Below are 20445 nucleotides of genomic sequence, written 5' to 3' on the forward strand. Positions count from 1 at the left end.
AGTGAAAGAGAAGAATAAAGCCCCCGATTGGCGATTAATCGGGGGCAGGGGGGGATTTGCAATATTATTTGCTTAAGTTGTTGCGAACAGTCTCGCAGTACCAGTCGATGAAGTTGATAACACCGAATTCAAAGGTTTCAGAATAAGGGCCTGGCTGATAGCCAATGGAGTTAATACCCAGCTGATTTTCTTCTGCCAGAACACGATCCTGCTCATTAGTCGCATCCCAGACTTCACGCAGCTTCTTCGGGTCATAATCAACGCCTTCTACAGCATCCTTGTGAACCAGCCACTTGGTCGTTACCAGCGTCTCCTGAGGAGAGATTGGCAGCACTCTGAATACAACCACATGGTCACTCTGCATATGGTTCCAGGAATTTGGCAGATGGAGAATTCGCATCGAGCCCATTTCAGGGTTTTTGATACGCCCCATCAACTTTGTACAGCTGGCAGTACCATCGATGGTCATCGCAACAGTGCCTTCTTTTAACGGCATTCTGACGACACGGTTTTGCAGTCCATGGCTGACATGTTTGTGAGGGATTTTTTCTTCATCCCAGGCAGCAGCCTGCCGTTCGTACTGAGCGACAAATTCTTCACTGGCACGAGGATCATGAGTGTCATCCCATTCCAGCAGAGTGTTCAACAACTCCGGGTGAGAACCAGAACAGTGGTAGCACTCACGGTTGTTTTCGATAACCAGCTTCCAGTTGGCTTTCTCCAGGATATTGGACTCCACCGCAACTTTAGTGTTTTCCATATCATAGGGTTCCATATATTCATCCATTGTCGCCAGGAATGGATCAAGATCAGGAACTTCACCAGTGGTCAGGTTTACAAAAATGAATCCACCCGCTGTACGGCAATGTGCTTTTTTAAGCCCATGCTCTTTCATGTCGAAGCTGTCGCCCATCTCGGTACCGGCAAACAACAGGTTACCTTTCAGGTCATAGGTCCACTGGTGATAAGGGCAAACAAGATTAGCCACCTTACCTTTGCGGCTGTTGCAGATACGTGAACCACGATGACGACATACGTTATGAAAAGCTTCTACAGAACCGTCACCATCGCGTACCAGTAATACAGGGTTCTGACCAATTTCAACGGTAAAGTAATCGCCTCGTGCCGGGATTTCGCTGGTCATGCCAACAAATATCCATTCTTTCAGAAAGACTTCTTCAATATCAACTCGAAACATCTGCGGATCGTTATAAAACGGCTGAGGCAAAGAAAGGTTACGAGGTCGCTCCGTAAGAAGCTGCTGCATTTGTTCATGCGCCTCTTCCCGGTTACGGCAGGCAGTATTCAGAAGATCAATATGGCTCATTGTTATTATTCCTGGTGTCCCATCCGAAAGTAGAAATCGCAGCCGCCTGAAGCAATTCCCACACTTTTTTAAAGGTATTTTTTTCAGCCAATCGTCTATCAAAAAAAACCAGGATGAGTGCCTGTTTGCGACTTGAGCAGCACAATTCTCGACCTGCAGAGGGCCAGTTGCCTGATAGCGTCGTGAAAGGCCAAAAGAATGTCGTTAATTGTTAACCAGCGCCTGCTGACAGCACTGAGAATACCTACATCATGGGAGCCGTAAGCACACCTGGAGCTGCTTATTCCTTCCTTTGCGACGGTCAAAAATAAGAGATTATAAAAATGATAGATGCACCATCCGTTGCCGAGCAGTCTGAAGCGTTCAGTCCGGTAAATACCCAGACCTGGGCCAATGGTCGTCATAGCGTTCACTGTGTGAAGGTGATTCAGGAAACCTGGGATGTGAAAACTTTCTGCTTCATGGCCGAGCAGCCTGTCATGTTCTTTTTCAAACCTGGGCAGTTTGTCACTCTAGAGCTGGAAATTGATGGCAAGCAGATAATGCGTTCCTACACCATTTCCAGCTCGCCGTCGGTTCCCTACAGTTTTTCGATCACTGTGAAACGTGACCTTGGTGGTCTGGTTTCCAATTGGTTGCACGACAATCTGGAAGAAGGTTTCCAGCTGGCTGTTCATGGCCCTGTGGGTAACTTCAACTGTATCGATTTTCCAGCCAAAAAGGTTCTTCTGCTCTCTGGAGGGGTAGGCATAACACCGGTTATGTCGATGGCTCGCTGGTTCTTTGATACTAATGCCGATGTCGATATGACATTTGTGCACAGTGCACGAACACCAAGAGATATTGTATTCCACCGTGAGCTGGAACATATGGATTCCCGCATCACCAACTTCTCCTACTCACTGATCTGTGAAAAAGTCGAGCTGGGGCAGCATTGGGCAGGGTATCGGGGTTATCTTGACCCTTCCAAGCTGGCAATGATTGCTCCGGACTTTATGGATCGGGAAATCTTCTGCTGTGGTCCTGTGCCTTATATGCAGGCAGTTAAAAGATTACTGGATGAAGCTCGCTTCGATATGTCCCGATATCACGAAGAGTTCTTTGGCGAAATGCCGGTGGATGTTCGTGAAGAGGCCATCGAACAGGCAGATATTGCCCAGGAGCAGGCTGACGCCATTGAGGATGCCGATCTACACACCATCAGCTTCAGCCGTTCAGGTAAGGAAGTTGAGATAATGCCAGGCGAAACGCTCTACACTGCTGCAACCAAAGCAGATCTGTATATTCCCAAGGCTTGTGGTATGGGTATTTGCGGAACCTGTAAGGTACAGGTTCAAAAGGGCAGTGCCACCATGGAGCATAATGGCGGTATTACTGAACAGGATATAGAAGACGGTTTTGTTTTGTCCTGCTGCAGTGTTCCAAAAGAAAATATGGTTGTGGATTTTTAAGCGGCAATCAATGCGGAGATGGGTTGTTGATCTGACAGCCCATTGTTGAATAATACGCTAAACAATACGCAGATGCTTAAACGACGGAGTATAACGACGGCGGGCTTCCTGTAAATAAGCCTGATGTTCCAGATCCAGAAACTGCTGAAACATAGGCATCATATCCCTGTCGTAATCCAGCTGATCTTTTTTCTTATCTATTCCCAGAGCAGCATATAAAGCTGGACTGTCTCCGCTCTTTACCCTGCTTCGAAGAGCAACAAACTGGTCAACTGAGAGTTTCTTCCGGGCGGCAGGCCAATCTCTTATTATTTTTAAATATGCTTTTCTCATATCACCCTCTGAAACAGTCTTCTTTTTAATAAGTCTGTCCAGACGGTCACAAACAGAGAAAAGCGACAGTTTCTGTATAAATTTCTTCTTGAAATCCATCAGTTGTTGATAGCTCATAGTACCGCTGAAAGAGGGAAAGTTAGCCTCAATACTCTTAAAGGTTTCGTTCATTTCCTCATAGGCGTTCTTATGGCTACGCCCCATATACACCAACATTTCATGGAAGTATTTTCTATTCTGTTCTGCCCAGGCTTTCCAATAACATGAATCGCCACCCACTTTCCGACCGCTCTTCCAACCATTGTATTTCGTGTAAACGTACGTCAGGGTGTTGTTACCAGCGCGTTCATACCAGTTATTTACGCCACTGACCTTTGCCCCAAAGCCAAGATTAAGTTGACCCACTGGCCCTGTTGGAATACCTATATTGGGTGTTTTTACACCCAAACTATTGCTGCCTGAAACCCTTACATACTGCAGGTGCCAGTCTTTCTCCTGATCCTCGGCTCTATATAGCTTTCGATCTCTGTGAATAAAGTTAAGCTCCAGTTTCACATCCGCCTCAGCGGTCATATCAAAATCACCGGTTTCGAGTCCTGAGAGAAACAGCTCAAGTCGAGGATTAGGGGTTTGTGAGCCATCAAGATTCTTCTGTTTAAGTGCTTCTCCTACTAAATGAATCGCTTTACCAAGATGCCCACCAGCACCAACGGTAAAACTTAAATTCATATACTCACCGTCGTTATCCGGGTTGGTGTTTTTTTCTGTTCTTATGTAGGTAAAGTTGGCTGCGCCTTTAATTGATGTGTGTGGCACTTTAATGGCAATTTCACCATCAATAGATTTCGCACTACTGGTTGCCTCCGCAGGAAGTCTCAAGTGCTTTCGAACATCATTTTCATCGCTGAGATGAACCTGCGGGTTAGTCAGTGTCGGCTCAATGAACTGTTCAAGAGGCTGGAAAAACAGGGCATCATCCACTGCCGGATTTTCGTCCTTAGTGAATGTCATCATATAAGTCATCCAGAGCCGGAAGTATGTAAAGGTGTGAATTTCAATAAACTCACCCCGGCTTTTTGCGTTCACTACTTCTCTGAAGCTTTTTTCAACAGTAGCCAGCCTTGCCTTGCGGTGATGTTCGACACCAATATGCCCATCCATTGCATTAAGCGTGTGGTAGTAGAGATCTCTCTCTGCATATTGGTCCAGTATTGCCTGTTTGCATTTCTCCCTTATCTCTAGCCTGGCTGATTTTGACACATTTTTTTCGTGTAATTGTCGTTGCTGAGCCTTAATCCAGCCAATACCTTCATCACCGGAAACCCTTTTTTGGAAACGTCCTGCACTGTCCTGTTTGTGTTGTGCACCGTCTGATGCTTCCGCGAGCAGATCTTCTTTTTCCTGCTGCGTTAAATTCGACAGCATTACTTTGCTTTCGAAACCTTCCATGCCATTTTTTTCGCACCATTTTTTACGGATTGCCCATTCACATTCTTCTTTACTGGCTGGCACCCAGAGTGAGATACGTGACCGCTTACTGGTATAAAACTTGTCAGGGTTGTTCTTGAGAGCATCCAGTAAATCAGTTCGTGTCGTGAATTTTGTCACTGTATTAGTCGCTTTCAAGGACGCATCAAGCATGCCTTCCAAAGCTGTAACTTCACCTTTCAGAGAACCCTCTGCTCGTCTGAACTCGGCATAGTTTGGCTTTTTCTCTGCTTCAACTTTCACTCTTTGAGAAGTCAGCAGTATGCCGTTTTCCTGAAGCCTTTTAGTTAACAGGTCAGCATCAGCTACAACTTTTTGTTTCAGTGCTTGCTGTCTTCTAACCTGAACAACTCCCTTTGCATTGCCTGCCAGCTTTTCAACCCTGGTAAGTAATAGAGGCGCTATATCGTTAGCATGAAAGCTGACAAAGTCATCCAGGTTTCTGAAAACTTTACCCTTTGAGACTTTTATACCTAACTCTGCCGAGCCAGTAATAATTTTTTCATCACCTCCCGTGACTTTGCAGGTGCTGTTGATCACCTTGAATTCTCGAACACGAGTATCATCATTGCCGGTTACCTTGAAGGTGAAATCCATACCAAGGTCAAGTGACACACCTTTAATTCCGTAAGCTGCCAGACTGGCTCCAAGATTCACTGAAACCATAATACTTCGGGCAGCACCGCCTTTTTCAAGATCCCGCAACTGCCTTCTTAATTCTGCTTCAAATTCTGCACGGGTATGGCTGAGCACCTGATCGCTTAAGTGGTCAGCGAGTAATTCAAGTGTCTCCGAGAGGTGAGGGTCATCATTAAGTTCTGCAAGATCTCGCAAACTACTACATAACTGAGAGAGCGCAACCATACTGCTTGTTCGTTTCCATGTTTCGGCACGCTCCTTCATAAGGAACAAAACTTCTGACATACGAGCATTGTGCTCAGCAGTCTTAACCGCATCCTGCTGAACCGATTCAACCAATACTTTCAGCTTCGACGCAGAAGAAAAATCGTTCACTGTCGCACGGGACTGATAAGCATAATCAGATAGCATTTTTGCACGAAACTTTTCCAGGTCTGCAGCTTCACCTTCCAGTCGCATGCCTTTCTCTGCCGCACTTTTTCGAAGATGTGGATAAGATCTGCCAGATTCATGCTTTTTCTCGGTTGCATCGACATGCGCTAACGACTTTAAGCCCAGTTGACCGAGTTCTGACAGCTGAATTTCTCTCTTTAAGCTATTGGATTCAGTAGCGCCACCAAGCAACTCCAGAATGTCGCAGGTCGTTTCCGGTTGAGTTATATCGACAGAAGAGCTGTAAGGCATGGCTGCTTCAGCAGACTGATAAGACTTGCCACGCTCCTTCTGTAAAATGGCATCCAGATGAGAAACCTGAGAGAGGAGGGCAGCGGCTTCAGTATCCGTAAGCTTCTGCCTTTGTAACAACTTGTCGATCAAGGGAGCAGCCTGTTTAGAGTTCATGAGCCTGACCATAGCTTCCTGATTTTTGACAAGCTCGTTCATTCTGATGATCAACGGATCATTTTTTAGAAACCTCAGACGTCTTTGAGCTAGCTCCTCACCCTGATCCCAGCATACCTCGTAGAACTCTCTTTCCTGATCGGGAGACAGTGGTGGGGCCACCGAGTTTATAGAATCAGTACTGTCTGATGAGCTGTAGCCTGAATCATCTTCTATTGTCTGGTTTAAGGCTTCCCGAACTATATAGCTCTTGAGATCTCGTTTGGTTCGACCACCTTCAGGACCGGTATAGATGTATTCAGCCAGACTGATGACTGCAGCCTTTTGTTCCAGAGAAAGAGGCTGAGCCTTTCTCTCCTTGTATAAGCCTAATGTTTGCAGAGTATTTGCTGTTCTTTGATTAAACCGTTTGGCTACCTGGCCAATGAGGGTATCCAGATCATTGCTATACAAAGAAACAATGTGCGGAGATATGGAAATAGAACGCAGGTTGGAAGTTTTTCCATGGGGAACAGGCGGAGATGTATGACTCTGTGTAGATGTCGGTGGGGTTCCTACGGAACCACGCACAGGAGGCCAGGACATAAAATCTCTTCCATTGAGATGCGGTGTACACACCTGTTAAATATTACTTTTTAAATATAGGTGAGCCGTATCCTGCCAATTAAGGTGCCCATAGTGTCAATTTTTTGAACTATTCTGAATGCCTCAAATATCAAGTGGAGAATAAGTATGAAAACGTCGGCGGTTCTTCTGGTAGCAGCCAGTCTCTCTGTCGAGGTTCACTCACACTCTTTTGAGGTATTTGATTCTGCACTCCTATCAAACTGGAATATAGAATTGCCGGCAGGAAGCATTCCTGATTTTCACGAAGGCTCCGCAGCAATGGTCTGCACAGACGTTGACTGCCAGCTCTCTATGCATAGAACCAGCCGCCCATTTATTAAAATTTTAAGATCCGCTACTGGTATGGATAGTGGCCATTCAATTCTTATTCATCGCCCAGAAATTCATCTTGCTGCCAGCCAGCAAACTCACTCTCTTATCAAAGGGACTGCTTTTCCAAATAGTATTAGATACGATTCATATAAGCCTCTAACTCTATCGCCAGTTCTCGTGATCAGTAGTTCTTCCGAGACATGGGTGTTATTAAACAGTCCTGTTTATCACTGGCTGGTTATTGATTCAGCGCTCCATGAATCAGAGATATCCTGCCTTGAATATGCATACACTCTGGAATCAAACGACATTTTGCAGGTAGCATTTCCTCCTGAGAAATCACATAACGACTTATCTGAAGTTTCTCATATTCAGCTAACCTCCAGTTCCAGCGGAAAAATCAGCCTTTCCGTACCCGGTCAGGAACCACCATCAGACAGTGGTAATGGTAAAAAAGAGAAAGAGAACTGGTTTGATTCCAGTTCAGACGAAAGTGACACCGAAGCTTCCTCTATTGCCGGAAAAAGTAAACAATCGCAAGGTATGGGAGCAGGAGCAGGGGGAGACAAACCGCCCAGGAAAGAGTTTACCTATAAACGACCGCTTCCAGCTGATGCTGCTCCACATATAACTCTGGAAGAGATGACACCTAGCCAACTAGTGACTGAATTAAAAAAATCAGTACATGACCAAAGCAGGATAGAACAGGTTATTCGTGCGCTTATAACAAAATGTCAGAAAATCCGTGCACAGCCAAAACACGGAAGGGACGGCAATAAAGCGTTAAGGGAAGTGCGAGGGTTCATAATCGGAAAAAGATTATTTATCGACGGTAAGTTATGGACTGCTTTCACCAATATGATTCTTTAAGCTGAAATAACTCTCTATCCCATAATAAATTCGCCACAGCAATTCTCTATCTGGCCGAGCAGAATATTGGTATCTGGGCTTATGGCGCAGATGTTGAGAATGTTAAGGAACGCCGACTGGTCGACAACATTTGGCCTGAACGACAGCAATAAGCTGAAAACCACAACTTCAAGATGGTCAGCCTTCCTTGCCAATATTACTACTCACCTTCGCCAACCTGCCTTTTCCTGAGAGACTTATCTGCCCACCTAACGCACTGACAAAACAGGACTGCCCCTGAATAAGTTTCATGGTTGAGCCAGCTTGATCAGAAACCTCGGCTTCACCTTCAAGACAAAGAATAATGGTGGCCGTATATACTCGGTGACTGACTTTTATTTCCTTCAGCGTTAACACTGAAAGACAGAAATCGCTGACAGGCGCTTCCAACACCTGCCTCTCAGATTTGGTAACTCCTGATAAAACAAAGCTTTCTGAAGACCCTGAAGTTGACCAGTTAACTACTTCCAGAAGTTCTTCCACATTTTGATGCTTTTCTGTTAACCCACCCCGAATTACATTGTCCGAGCAGGCCATGACCTCCAGCCCGGTACCTTCCAGATAAGTATGAAGCGTTCCCGGAGCCATAAATATAGCTTCACCCGGCTGCAATTGAATAAGGTTCAAAAACAAAGGGCTAAGGACGCCTATGTCTTGGGGAAAGAATGTATTCAGCCTTTTGATTTCCTGCTCGATTACTACATCTGTAAAACTGCATAAAAGACACTGGCTGATTAACTGCTGTTGCTGAGACTGAGGCATGCTCATCAGTACAGAGTAGAACTCTTTCAACTTTTCCTGCGGAGCTGCTGAATTCAATGCCTGTAGCAAACGATCAGCCAGTTCAGAGTTTATTTGCTTAAGATTGTCTTCTATCTCTTCAACAGGCCTGAAGCCACAAAGCGCTCGAAAGGGTGTAAGTGCATAGAGCAGCTCAGGCTTGTGATTATCATCGGGATAGCTTCTGTTAAATGCAGTCAGCTCAATACCGTCTTTCTGCTCTCTCAAAAAGCCCACAGCTGCCTGCCTTCGATTCGGATGAACCTGAAGGGAGAGAGGTTTTTCCGCAGAGAGAACCTTGAAGAGAAAAGGCAGGTGGTCACCAAAAGCGGCTCTTGAATCCTCTCCAAGATGCTTGGGATGCTCTGCCAGAAACTGGTCCAGCAGTACAACTCCTTCAGGCAATTCAATCAGGGACGGGGCCCGGTGATGGTCACCAAGCCAAAGCTCTGCGATTTTTTTATTGTCGGGGTTTTTAATGCCCAGCAGATCACTGATGCCATGAACACTTCCCCATTCATAGTTCTGCTCTTGGAACTGAAGTCTATAAATTGCCATACAGCTTTTAATGGTTGTTTCTATAAACGCTTCAATATAGTTAATGAGTTAAGTTATTGCCCGCCAGTTAATCTTGTGTAGTTGCCCAGCCAAAGTCCTCAAGAATGGAGTAGAGGCAAGGAATCACAAATAGCACCAACAGTGTCGACATGGCAATACCAAACACAATACTGGTCGCCAGTGGAATCAACACCTGAGCCTGCAGGCTGGTTTCGAACAATAACGGAGTCATTCCCGCTATGGTTGTCACTGAAGTCAGGAACACAGCACGAAAGCGATCATAACTGGCTTTGGCTGCAGCATCATGAACCGTTAACCCTTCTGCCACAAGCTTTTTAACGAACTCCACCAGCAGAATAGAGTCATTCACTACTATGCCTGCCAGGGATACAAACCCCAGCATCGATGGCATGGTGAAAGCCAGACCCATAATGAAATGTCCCCAGATCACGCCGATTAATGCCAGCGGTATAGCCGCCATAACAATCACAGGTTCGACATAACTTCTGAACTGGAAAGAGAGCAGAATAAAAACACCGATTAAGCCAAGAGCAAAAGCACTCATCATAGATTTCTGAGTTGTACCACCGCTCTTCACTTCCCCTTCAAAGCTGACAGAAACATCCGGGTTACGCTGTTTAAAACCTTTCAACCAGCGCTTTTGAACATCACTGAGAATGGCCGAAGTGTTGCCTATTTTACTGTCTATATCACCGTAGACAGTCACTGTTCTGAGATTGTTCACCCGGGTTACTTTTGAATAGCCACGAGTCTGTTCAATATCAGCCACAGTCGAGAGAGGAACCTGAGCTCTGGTTTGAGGATGGATGATAGGAAAACTATCAAAGTCCTGAAACTCATCTCTGGATTCAGGCGACAATTTAACTGTAACTTCAAACGTCTCCAGCCCTACATTGGTTTCCAGAGCCTTTACTCCCTGAAAGGCAGCACGGGTCTGGTTGGCAATGGTCTGGGCATCAATGCCTAGGTTCAGTGCACCGGGTTTGAGAGACAGAGAGTATTCCGGCTTGCCCGGCCTGAGGTCTGTCATCAGGTTTTCAACACCCGGATAGCCTCGTAGCCAGTTTTGTAGCTCTTCTGCGGCTTCGGACAGCTCTTCCAGATCATGGCCGGACAGCCTTATTTCTATAGCTCTGCCACTGGGGCCAATGGCTGGTTCCTTGAAAGTAATAGTCTGCGCACTGGCAATGGTTCCAGCATTAGCTCGCCATTCATTTATCAACTGCCGTATTTTGGTATGCCGTTGCTCCGCGGTCAGCAAATCCACACTGATAGTGGCCATATGAGGGCCTGATTCGCCCGCATCCGCATTGGTGTTGTAGGTGACTGTTACCGCTTTAACCAAATTTTCTTTTTCATTGGCATTCAGTGTCTGACCGGATTGATCTAATGCCGTTAATAACCGCTGAACGACTTCTTCCGTCTTGGCCAAAGGAGTACCAGCGGGCATCATGATTCTGGCTTCCAGCAAATCGCCTTCAATACTGGGAAAAGCAGAGAACTTCAGCACACCCGATGCCAACAGGCTGACCGATAGAAAAAAGACCGCAATAACGCTGCCAATAAAGGCATAGCGATACTTAATCAGCGTCTCAACCGTATTGAAGACATGCTGCCTGAAGGCTTCAAATTTCTGTTCAAACGCCAACCTGAGAGGCGTTGGTTCCGATTGACCTGCATGGTTCAGTGAGTGATAAAGGTGTGCAGGAAGAATCAGAAAAGCTTCTACCAGTGAGACCGTAATAACCGTGATCAGAACAACAGGTATGACTTTCAGCACCTGACCAATATTCCCTTCCAGAAAGATCAACCCGACAAAAATACAAAGGGTTGTAGCAAAGGATGAAAGAACCCCACGAGCGACTATTTTTGTTCCTTCAACCGCTGCTTCCAACGGCTTGAGTCCTTTGCGAATCTGACTGGCAATGGATTCAGATATAACAATAGCGTCGTCCATCAGGATACCCAGAGCCAGCAGCAAAGCGACCATAGAGATCATATTGATAGTGACACCAAGGTGACCCAGAACAAAAAAACTGGCCATAAAAGCAACAGGCAAGCCCATCACCACCCAGAAAGCATAGCGAAAGGTAAAGAACAGCCACATCACGGCGAACACCAGCAGTAAGCCCTGCCAGGCGTTCGTCGCTAACAGGGTGATACGGTCCTTAACAATACTGGTGGCGTCCTGAGTCAGTTCCAGATTCACACCTTCAGGCAGTTTTTGTGACTGTTCAGCGATCACAGTTTCTACGGCAGAAAGCACAACAAGACTGTCGTTGATCGTATTCTTCTTGATGTTGAGGAGGGCTGTACTCTTACCATTGAAGGACACCTTGTCCTCTGCCAGCTCAAAGGTGTCTCTGATGGTAGCGATATCACCCAGCCTGACTTCATTGCCCTGTTTACCTGTGAATACAATCAGATTCGCCAGTGCATCAGCCGTACGACGTTCATCGTTAAATCTGAGTTGAACTTCCTGGCCAACGGTTTCAATAGAACCAAGGGGCAGATCAAGGTCCTGCTTTTGCAGTGTTTGAACCAGCTCCTGAAGGCTCATTCCCAAACTTCTCAGAGATCGGTCCGGCACTTCAATCAGCAGCTGGCGCTCTGAAAAACCTTGTACCTCTACCAGTGGAATATCAGGGTGCTGTAACAGTTTCTGTTTCAGGGATTCAGCAAGGTTTTTTAATTCAGCTCTGGGCAGATCAGCAGTGAGAGCAACAGAGCTGACTTTCTGCGTTCTGCCTGTTTCCATCACCGTTGCCAGTTCAGCTTCTTTAGGGAAATCGTTGATGCCATCCACTGCTGACTTCACGTCGTTAAGGAATTTACCGAAGTCACTTTTCTCCAGCATTTTTACTGCCATGACGCCCATATTCTGTTGCGCACTGCAGACCTTTTCTTCGATAAAGCTGATGCCATCCAGCGCATCCTCCAGAGGCAGACAAATACCCTGCTCGACATCCAGCGGGGCAGCGCCAGGGTAGGGTACTTTAATCTCTACGGTGTATTTTTTTATCTCGGGAAAGGTTTCCCTTTTGATATCAGGCAGGCTGACCACACCCAGTATCAAGAACAGAACCATCAACAGGTTTGCGGCTGTCGGGTGGGCTGCAAAGAAACGAATCATTGCATTGCCTCCAGCCACCTATTCACTTGCTCTGCTGTTGATTGGTCTTCAATAGCTTCCACTCTCATGCCATTAACAGCAGGAAACACGTCAGACACAATCAGTTTTTCATCAGCCTTCAAGCCCTGACTATTAGTACTCTTTAAAAGGGCAAGGTCACCCTGAAGCAAAAGATCATCAAGCTTCTGACGTACCAGTGAATTGTCTTCAGAAACCTTGAAAACCTCTCCTTCATGGAGTGCAAACCGTGGCAAAACCAGAAATTCGGAAGGCTTACTCTGCAGGCTTATCTGCATATACATTCCTTCAATTAACGGTGGTTTTACACCCGGTTCAGCCTGACGATAACTGCCTTCTACTGAAACGATCACACCTACTGTACGACTCTGCAGGTCGAGACTGTCACTGAACCGTTCAACTTTCGCCTGCCAGGGTTTAAAGCTGCTGCCAGCGACTTCTACCGTAGCTGTCAGACCAAGCTTATCCAGAACCTGGCTCATCACCGGAAAATCAGCCCCATTACCAAAGCTGACTTCACTTTTGCCAAAGCCTCTGGCAAAACGGGCAAACTGGTCCATGGAAAACTGGGCATTGATCATGACTTTCTGAATGCCTGCGGCATCGAAGACACTGTTGCCTTTCCCTATGTATTGATCCTGTTCAACGTGAACTGCCGAGATTCTCGCTGCAAATGGCAACACCACTCTGGTGCGCTCAAGGTCTCTTTTACTTTGTTCTACCTTTGCTTCCGCTATCTGAATCTTTGCCTTCATCACTTCCAGTTCAGATGGCAATGTTGTGCGCTGGTTTTCCAGTTTTTGAACTTCCTGTTGCTGCTGTAACAGGGTCTGACGCTCCTGATCAAGACGGGACTGAGAAACCGACCCGCTTTTATTCAGACTGCTGAAGCGCTTCAGTTCTGCCTGACGCACTTTCAATTTTTCATTGGCCAGCTTCAGTTCCAGCTGGTTATTTTTAATCGTCAGTTGTTTCTCTTTCAGATTGGTTCTGGAAACCAGAAGGTCTGCCTCTGCCTGCTTGAGTGCCAGCTGATAGTCTTTGTCGTCTATCATCATGACCAGCGTATCTTTGGGCAGAATCTCACCTTTCTTCAGAGCAGGGTGAACCCAGGTAATGCGGCCAGAAACTTCGGCTTTAGCCTGCAGCAGCAAGTCCGGCTTAACGACCCCAAAGCCGGTAATCGTGGGGCGAACACTGTGGTTCTCGATAGCAATGACATTAACGGGTGTTGCTGGCCTTACCTGCTGGTTATGTTCTGTTGCCGGTTTCAGTTTAATAATCAGAACCAGACATAGCAGCCCAAGCACTGCTATCAGGGGCAGCATCCATTTCCGTTTGAGAAGTTCCATTTAATGCTCCCTGTTCAGACATCCAGACATAAATTGCTGGTAGACATGATCAGTCCATTCGGGTGCTACCAACTCCTCATCTGTTATTCCCCATGCCATCTTGCGAACCGGAGCCCCCATATAGGGCAGGATCAGCATCGACATCAGGTTAAAGGCTGCATACTTCCAGTTAATTTCAATATCAGGCTGTTGCTGATGAACTTCTCGTTGAATAAGACCTGGCAGCGTTTGAGCAATTCTAGAGGGAAAGCCACTGATAATAACTTCTCTTAAAGGTGATTCATCATTCAGTATTTCGTCGTGTATCAAACGGGCAAGAATGGCATTCTGATTCAATATTTTTGAGACAAACTGAATGAAAGGTTTTACAGGGCGCTCCATCTCCAGCAGCGGCTGCAGCTCAGCGAAATGTGAAGACATAAAGTTCTGCAGGCTTGCCTGTACCAGCCCTTCCTTGCTGCCAAAGTAATAGCGAATCATGGCTGAGTTAACCCCCGCCTTATCACCCAGCTCACGAATGGTAATGCTTTTGTAGCTTTTCTCTTCCATCAGCTCCTGAGTAGCCATCATCAATTTACGCTTTTGCTCTTCCTGTCTGGCTTCGTCTGCAGGCCGGCCCCGGGCTGAGATTACAGGTGCTTCATTGGACATGGTACGCTTTACCCATTTAACTACTCAGATGAGTAATTAAATAGTAAAGAGCACTTACTGTAAAATATTTTCTGCACGGAAACGGCTCAGTTTGCCATTACACCTAACTATTATTTCCAACCGCAATTACAGACTGCCCGACGTTTAATATCTGTAAGATAGTAACTTTTTTATTTTAGAAAATTATGGATAACAATATATATCCACAATTAAAATAAAATGGATTAACAATCATATTTGATGAAAAACAAAAACGCACAAACATAAATTTAAATATCTTACTAATATAAGTTTTCATTTTTTATAAGAGTACTGGAAATGAAACTTAGAAGTTTAATTATTTTGATTGCAGTTTTTCCTGTTATCACATTTGGAATGCCTCAAGAACTGGAACAAAGGGTTGGCGTTCTGATCGAATCACTGTGCACTTCAGAGATGTCTGATTATGATGCAATGACTATTCATAAAAATAAAAACAGTGAGTACAAATCTATTTCAGAACTCTATAACCTATTTGAAAAGTACTCTAATACTTTTCCTGTCGAGAAAATAAACCACCTGCAGAACTGCCTTCCTAGAAATGGTGATGCCGTTGTAGTGCTGTCTTATATGATTAAAGAAATGGATGAGAACCAGAGAAAAACTGTAGAGCCTATGGCTAAGAAATTTTCTCAGTATCTTATTGAACGTTCATTTCATGCTTTGACAGGGGAAAAGTTTCCAAACGGACCTGAATACCATGAGAGTTGGACTGGATATGCTTACATAGCCGGCTATGGTGATTTACTCGATGCAGGGTTTGCCACTCCGTTAAGCTCGGAACAAGTGTCAATTGTCTCAAAATATTCAGACGGATTTTTATTACAGCACCATAATGTAATAGGGCTTTTCTTATCAATGGATAGAGAACAAAAATCTGAATTCATTAAAAAAACAACTCAACAACTTTCTGATGGATACATTATTTACAGAAATAAATTGAGCACTTCAAGAATTGATAAACAATCGAATAGTCTCAGTGTCAGTGATATCATGAAAAATGACTCAGCTAGAAGTAAGCTACTGGGGATTATCTATAGCAGACTATCCAGCCCAAAACCTGTTGATGAAGCAATTGCTGTAGCCGCTAAATCGATTGAATCAGGTGCATCAGCAGATTTTTTGCTGCCTTGGTCAGTGCTTAAGACTTTAAGCGGAACAGATGTTCTAGCTGATTTACCTTCATCGCTTTATTCAGATCTCGGTCTTAGTTATTCACAGTATCTGATTAAAAATGGTATTTCTCTGACAAGAGATACCGTTTTCAAATGCATCACATCAAATCTTTCTACTCATAAAAATGAAGTGGCTGGTATGCATGATTTTTGTCACATGATCAGTGATATGGATGTTGTTTTCTAGCTTAATCGAAATACCCTGCTATTCACACGTTCTCAGTAACATGAGAACGTGTTTTTGTTCAGAGTACACTCACCCTGTGATCTGAAGCCAGCAGGACAGTGACGTAGCCGGGGCATTTTATATGCTCTTCTGGACAGTCTTATCTCAGAACTATGAAGCTCTCGATAATACCTTATCGTACGCACTGGCTTTTCTCTGTCGACAGGCTGGTTGATAACCTGCAAAATCTTCAACATCACTCTCACAAGACCAGTTAATACGCGGACTGCTGCTCAAACCATCCATAGACATTCTTAATGCTATCCAGTGATCATCAATCATACGGGCAACAACAACACCATCCTTGAGAGCCACTTTTGAAATAACATCCGACCTGTAGTTTAGACCTCGAAGTTGTTCGAGATCATCCATACGCCTTGGCGGAGTACCATGGATCATGGCGTATTCTTTCATAGCCATTTTATAAGGCATCAGCTGTGTTAGCACCTGAGTTTGAAGGGCTTTACCCGTATAGTGACTTTTCATTTCCTCCATTGCTTCCTGAGCCAGCTTTCGTTCCTCCAGAATAGCTTCAGCCTGCTTCTGTTCCTTACTATCTGCTGTGACCAGTAAGAAAATCCCAAGTGTTGCAATGAGTGCAATAACGAATGATGAGTTGTTCATGATTCCCTGATTATTTTTTCTTGTTAATGTCTTAATTTTATCATCAACGACACTAATCGTTTAATGCCTTATCCATCTTTTTGGATTGAACTCCGTTTTTTTCTCTGTAGAGAGTCGAGAATCCTCTGGCAAGCATGCTAGATACTTTTAAGTCAGCTCCTTTTTCAAATGGATAAAACATAAGCATCCGCTAATTTTTCATGAGCTATGCTCCTGACATAAAGAATGTATGAGGTTCTCAAAATGAATCTGAGTAAAGCCTTTCCAAGTTTATTAATTGTCTTTTACTCTCTGACCCTGAAAGCATTGCCTGTTAGTGAAACATTTGATTACATTCTGTTGTCTCCTTCGGACTTTCATATAAAATTCTTACTCGGTCATGCATTTCCAGGTACGCTTTTCCCTCAAAACTACAATCCACCTCCCTTTGTCTATCAACCAGGAACCAGAACAGTAGCCGGTGATATAGACGATCAGTTTCTGTTGCTCAACCTTCTGTACAGTGAAAGCGGCGATGATAACGATGCCACTAACGTCGCCGGCATACTCGAAATATCCACCAAGGATTTTTACCCACTGTTCCTGGAAGGCCAGAGTGTCACCACAGATCTGCCAAAAGCTCATATTTATGCAGGAGACGAAAATGCTGTTCCTGTTGCTTTTACCCATAAAGACAACTCCATGACTCCCGCTTTTTGCCTTCTTAATCAAGCCAGCCCTTCTAAAAAGAATTCTGGCTGCACAGCACTGGAAGCATACAAAGACAACTCTGGCAGAACACTTGTGTCCATTCCTATAGAGATTATAAAAAAGGGCAAAGCCGTTGGTGCCGGAACCACCATTATTGGTGTCGTCTTTGACTATAACCAATGGGAAAAAGGCCCGTATGCGCAAATATTTTGGCAGGCAGATGTTCCCTACCAAAAATACAGCAGCCCCAAACTGAGACAGCCCCCAAAGGTTGATTCTGTTTACTCCAGGTTTAATTACGCCGGAACCACTGAAGACACAGGGGACAGCTACTACGTATCCGGCGCCCTGCAGATTCCACAATGGATGTCTTACTCTGCCAGCTATTCCCATAACGGCACCGCGCCACTGAAATTGTCTTTCGGCGTAGCCGTTTATGGTGCTTATAATGCTTCAATGGCCTGGGCTAATAAGCAGTATAAGTCCCAAAAGTCATTTGATTTTATTGATACAGACCCACTGACAGATGACCCGGACGACTCTATATCCAGTAATTTCTATAGACTTGACTATCCCTATACCTGTTACCCGGACGACAGCATTCTGGAAAGCTGCCCCTGGGGGTGCAGGCTCTTCCACACGTCAGATAATCGATACCATTATGAGTCCTGCTATGGCAGTGAGACTCTTTATAGCTGGGTAGATACCAAAGGCAGGATTCGTATAAGAGAAACAACAGAGTTTGTGCAACAGCAGCTCAAGGTGCCCGGTTTGGGCACAATTTATACAGAACATGTCAGTGAGAAAGGTTACCAGTATGGAACTGACACTGCAGATCCACAGCATATTTATCAGATAGCTCCAAAGCAGAAAAAATAGGGTATCTCTAGTGGAATGAAACCAGCAATTAAAAGGTTTTCATCAATATCTCATACTTAAGGCAGATATTTATCTTAATCCCCTTTTTCAGATAAAAGCTGATTTGAACGGAGATATTCATGCCTTCCACTGGAATAACATCAGGCATTGCTACTACCAGCCCTCCTTCAACCAGCTCGCCTACTTCAATACCAGAAAAAGTTGGCAGAGGGCTTAATGGCAAGGCTATTTCCAGCCTTCGGTCTATAGAATCTCAAATTCCCAGAGAAATGGCCTCGACGACTCCGACGACAAAACTCAGGTCCCGAAGGACATCTCTGCCTTCTACAGGCGCGTCATTACCCTCTGTCCGCCCTGATTCAGAGCAGCAGAATAAGGCGGCTTCTTCAGAGCGGGAGGTCGCTCAGCAAAAGGTTTCCAGGTCTTTCAAAAAGAAACTCTCCTCTGCTGCTCGAAAGTTAAAATCAAAAACCTATGGAGACCTGAAACGCTGGGTTCTTGGACAAAAACTAAAACCATTACCCCAGTCATTACTGGGGCGTATTTCCTATGACCCAAAGATGCAGGGCGCTCTGACTCAGAGAAATTCAATGCTTTCTACTTTGGCAGATTTAAAGGAGAAAGTGAGAGAGCTCAAGCAAGAATTATTGGATCACGATAAAGGTTCAGCACGATATCAGGAGATTCAGACGTTACTGAAAAGTATTCCTGTAGACAGAGAAGCTTTAAAGCAGGACATTTTGGATTTTAATAAAGAGATAGAAAAAGATTTACCCAGATTTGCTGAGGCAGAACGACAACATAAGAAGATAAAGTAAAACTTCCTGAACAGCATACCAATACTGCCTTCACAACTGTAAGAACTGCATTATGAGTTGACCCTTTACATCAAAATAAGACATCAATTCAAAGGAATAGTACATATTAAACCGCTACTGAACGCCTTATAGTCTCATGCTCTGATAAGGCTGTAGTCTTCAGGATAAATAATAATGTCCAAAAACCTCCCATTGTCTCTAGGTGAGAAAACAGGATATGGACTTGGCGATTTCGGGATCGGCCTGCTGTTTCACACCACCAGTATTTATCTGCTGATTTTTTATACTGATGTCTTCGGCATTTCAGCCATTGCCGCTTCCACTCTTTTCCTTGTTGCGCGACTTTGGGATGCTATCAATGACCCTATTGTCGGCGGCATTGTTGACCGTACCCGGAGCAGCTGGGGTAAGTTTCGACCCTATCTTTTGTTTGGCCCGATTCCTTTAGGTATTGCCGGAGTACTTTGCTTTACTGTCCCTGACCTCTCAGATGTAGGCAAGCTGATATACGCCTATGTGACCTACATTACCTTCGGCATGATTTACACTCTGGTAGCCGTTCCCTATAGCGCACTGACGTCATCCATTACCATGGATTCCGCTGAAAGAGGCGCCCTTTCTGGCCTCAGAGCCATGTTTACACTGATGGCCGGAATGCTGGTTGCAAGTTTGCCTCTGCTGGTAACAGCGTTTGGTGGTGAAGATACAGCTGGCGGCTATCAGAAAAGCATAATGCTGTTCAGCGCCCTGATGGTTGCCTGTCTGTTTGTTACTTTTTATACGACCAAAGAACGTTATTCAGCACCTCCGCAGAAACAGGCCATAAGTCTTGCTGAAATCATTTCAATACTGAAAACCAACCGACCACTGCAGATTGTCTGCCTGGCCTTTGTCGTCAGCTTTGGCAATATGTCTATCGCTGGGTCTGTAGGCACTTATTTCTTTACCTACAATCTGGGGCGACCAGATCTTATCCCTGTATTTATGCTGATCAATGTTTCCACTGTTTTCGTGGGCATCCTTATCTGTCAACTGGTTCAGAAGAAGCTTGAGAAGAAGCAGATTATTATTCTGGGCACCCTGATCGGTATGATCCGCCCACTGTCCATGTACTTCCCTGATATCAATATCATTCTTACCGGCAGTGTTATTGGCGGAATAGGTCAGGGTTTTGCCGTCGCGGTTATCTGGGCTTTTGTCGCAGATACCATTGAATACGGACAGTACAAAACCGGTCAGCGTAATGAGGGCATGACCTATGCGCTGGTTGGCTTCTTTATGAAAATGGGTGGAGCCCTTGGCGCCATGATTCCCGGTTTTGTATTGAACTACACCGGTTATGTACCCAATGTCGAGCAGACAGAACTGACACTGTCTGGCATTACGATGCTTTGTGCCACCATTCCACTGCTTCTCTACGGCTGTTTTGCCCTGGTGATGTCTCGCTACCCGCTGGATAAGAAAACTCATGACAGGATTGTCTGTGAGCTGGAGCAGCGGCAAGCAACAGTGAATGTGTAGACACACGCAATTTATTAGTCATAAGCTGTTTGCT

13 protein-coding genes are annotated in these 20445 nt (G+C 45.1%); 6 read left to right on the top strand and 7 right to left on the bottom strand.

Annotation, left to right across the window (positions count from 1 at the left end; translation table 11 throughout):
* Positions 1 to 64: 64 nt before the first annotated feature.
* Positions 65 to 1327, bottom strand: a complete 1263-nt coding sequence (locus tag EOPP23_RS09220) for an aromatic ring-hydroxylating dioxygenase subunit alpha (RefSeq protein WP_153765653.1) — start codon at positions 1325 to 1327, stop codon at positions 65 to 67.
* Between the two features lie 323 nt (positions 1328 to 1650).
* Here EOPP23_RS09220 and EOPP23_RS09225 point away from each other — a divergent pair, with 323 nt between their 5' ends.
* Positions 1651 to 2778, top strand: a complete 1128-nt coding sequence (locus EOPP23_RS09225; protein WP_153765654.1) for a hybrid-cluster NAD(P)-dependent oxidoreductase — start codon at positions 1651 to 1653, stop codon at positions 2776 to 2778.
* A gap of 57 nt (positions 2779 to 2835) precedes the next feature.
* On the opposite strand, the gene EOPP23_RS09230 is transcribed toward EOPP23_RS09225, so the two are convergent.
* The gene (locus tag EOPP23_RS09230) at positions 2836 to 6663 is read right to left on the bottom strand and encodes a hypothetical protein (protein ID WP_153765655.1); all 3828 of its coding nucleotides are present in this window, start codon (positions 6661 to 6663) and stop codon (positions 2836 to 2838) included.
* A gap of 147 nt (positions 6664 to 6810) precedes the next feature.
* Here EOPP23_RS09230 and EOPP23_RS09235 point away from each other — a divergent pair, with 147 nt between their 5' ends.
* On the top strand, positions 6811 to 7887 hold the full coding sequence (locus EOPP23_RS09235) for a hypothetical protein (protein ID WP_153765656.1): 1077 nt from the start codon (positions 6811 to 6813) through the stop codon (positions 7885 to 7887).
* A gap of 177 nt (positions 7888 to 8064) precedes the next feature.
* Here the strand turns inward: EOPP23_RS09235 and manA are convergent, their stop codons facing one another.
* The 4 genes from manA to EOPP23_RS09255 form a co-directional block, all read right to left on the bottom strand.
* Positions 8065 to 9264: a mannose-6-phosphate isomerase, class I gene (gene manA, locus EOPP23_RS09240; RefSeq protein ID WP_153765657.1), complete on the bottom strand. Its 1200-nt coding sequence runs from the start codon at positions 9262 to 9264 to the stop codon at positions 8065 to 8067.
* A 67-nt stretch (positions 9265 to 9331) separates the two neighbouring features.
* A complete protein-coding gene (locus tag EOPP23_RS09245; protein WP_153765658.1) occupies positions 9332 to 12418 on the bottom strand; it encodes an efflux RND transporter permease subunit in 3087 nt (1028 codons plus the stop codon).
* Positions 12415 to 13788 carry an efflux RND transporter periplasmic adaptor subunit gene (locus EOPP23_RS09250; protein WP_153765659.1) on the bottom strand — a complete coding sequence of 458 codons (1374 nt, stop codon included), beginning with the start codon at positions 13786 to 13788 and terminating at the stop codon, positions 12415 to 12417. Before EOPP23_RS09250 ends, EOPP23_RS09245 begins: the two co-directional genes overlap by 4 nt.
* On the bottom strand, positions 13789 to 14439 hold the full coding sequence (locus tag EOPP23_RS09255) for a TetR/AcrR family transcriptional regulator (RefSeq protein WP_153765660.1): 651 nt from the start codon (positions 14437 to 14439) through the stop codon (positions 13789 to 13791). It abuts the gene before it with no gap.
* 318 nt (positions 14440 to 14757) lie between these two features.
* On the opposite strand from EOPP23_RS09255, the gene EOPP23_RS09260 reads away from it, so the two are divergent.
* On the top strand, positions 14758 to 15840 hold the full coding sequence (locus EOPP23_RS09260; RefSeq protein ID WP_153765661.1) for a hypothetical protein: 1083 nt from the start codon (positions 14758 to 14760) through the stop codon (positions 15838 to 15840).
* Between the two features lie 150 nt (positions 15841 to 15990).
* Here the strand turns inward: EOPP23_RS09260 and EOPP23_RS09265 are convergent, their stop codons facing one another.
* The gene (locus tag EOPP23_RS09265) at positions 15991 to 16503 is read right to left on the bottom strand and encodes a hypothetical protein (protein WP_153765662.1); all 513 of its coding nucleotides are present in this window, start codon (positions 16501 to 16503) and stop codon (positions 15991 to 15993) included.
* A gap of 243 nt (positions 16504 to 16746) precedes the next feature.
* Here EOPP23_RS09265 and EOPP23_RS09270 point away from each other — a divergent pair, with 243 nt between their 5' ends.
* The 3 genes from EOPP23_RS09270 to EOPP23_RS09280 all read left to right on the top strand — a co-directional run bounded on the left by EOPP23_RS09270 (position 16747) and on the right by EOPP23_RS09280 (position 20411).
* Positions 16747 to 18072, top strand: a complete 1326-nt coding sequence (locus tag EOPP23_RS09270; protein WP_153765663.1) for a hypothetical protein — start codon at positions 16747 to 16749, stop codon at positions 18070 to 18072.
* A 119-nt stretch (positions 18073 to 18191) separates the two neighbouring features.
* Complete coding sequence (locus EOPP23_RS09275; protein ID WP_153765664.1) at positions 18192 to 18890, top strand: hypothetical protein; 699 nt, start codon at positions 18192 to 18194, stop codon at positions 18888 to 18890.
* 174 nt (positions 18891 to 19064) lie between these two features.
* Positions 19065 to 20411: an MFS transporter gene (locus tag EOPP23_RS09280; RefSeq protein ID WP_153765665.1), complete on the top strand. Its 1347-nt coding sequence runs from the start codon at positions 19065 to 19067 to the stop codon at positions 20409 to 20411.
* Positions 20412 to 20445: the final 34 nt, after the last annotated feature.

The organism is Endozoicomonas sp. OPT23 (genome assembly GCF_009653635.1).
Taxonomy (GTDB): Bacteria; Pseudomonadota; Gammaproteobacteria; order Pseudomonadales; family Endozoicomonadaceae; genus Endozoicomonas_A.

Coding starts and splice junctions, on each gene's coding strand:
- EOPP23_RS09235 (WP_153765656.1), top strand. CDS start 6,811: ATGAAAACGTCGGCGGTTCTTCTGGTAGCAGCCAGTCTCTCTGTCGAG.
- EOPP23_RS09280 (WP_153765665.1), top strand. CDS start 19,065: ATGTCCAAAAACCTCCCATTGTCTCTAGGTGAGAAAACAGGATATGGA.
- EOPP23_RS09265 (WP_153765662.1), bottom strand. CDS start 16,503: ATGAACAACTCATCATTCGTTATTGCACTCATTGCAACACTTGGGATT.
- manA (WP_153765657.1), bottom strand. CDS start 9,264: ATGGCAATTTATAGACTTCAGTTCCAAGAGCAGAACTATGAATGGGGA.
- EOPP23_RS09270 (WP_153765663.1), top strand. CDS start 16,747: ATGAATCTGAGTAAAGCCTTTCCAAGTTTATTAATTGTCTTTTACTCT.
- EOPP23_RS09255 (WP_153765660.1), bottom strand. CDS start 14,439: ATGTCCAATGAAGCACCTGTAATCTCAGCCCGGGGCCGGCCTGCAGAC.
- EOPP23_RS09275 (WP_153765664.1), top strand. CDS start 18,192: ATGCCTTCCACTGGAATAACATCAGGCATTGCTACTACCAGCCCTCCT.
- EOPP23_RS09250 (WP_153765659.1), bottom strand. CDS start 13,788: ATGGAACTTCTCAAACGGAAATGGATGCTGCCCCTGATAGCAGTGCTT.
- EOPP23_RS09225 (WP_153765654.1), top strand. CDS start 1,651: ATGATAGATGCACCATCCGTTGCCGAGCAGTCTGAAGCGTTCAGTCCG.
- EOPP23_RS09245 (WP_153765658.1), bottom strand. CDS start 12,418: ATGATTCGTTTCTTTGCAGCCCACCCGACAGCCGCAAACCTGTTGATG.
- EOPP23_RS09230 (WP_153765655.1), bottom strand. CDS start 6,663: ATGTCCTGGCCTCCTGTGCGTGGTTCCGTAGGAACCCCACCGACATCT.
- EOPP23_RS09220 (WP_153765653.1), bottom strand. CDS start 1,327: ATGAGCCATATTGATCTTCTGAATACTGCCTGCCGTAACCGGGAAGAG.
- EOPP23_RS09260 (WP_153765661.1), top strand. CDS start 14,758: ATGAAACTTAGAAGTTTAATTATTTTGATTGCAGTTTTTCCTGTTATC.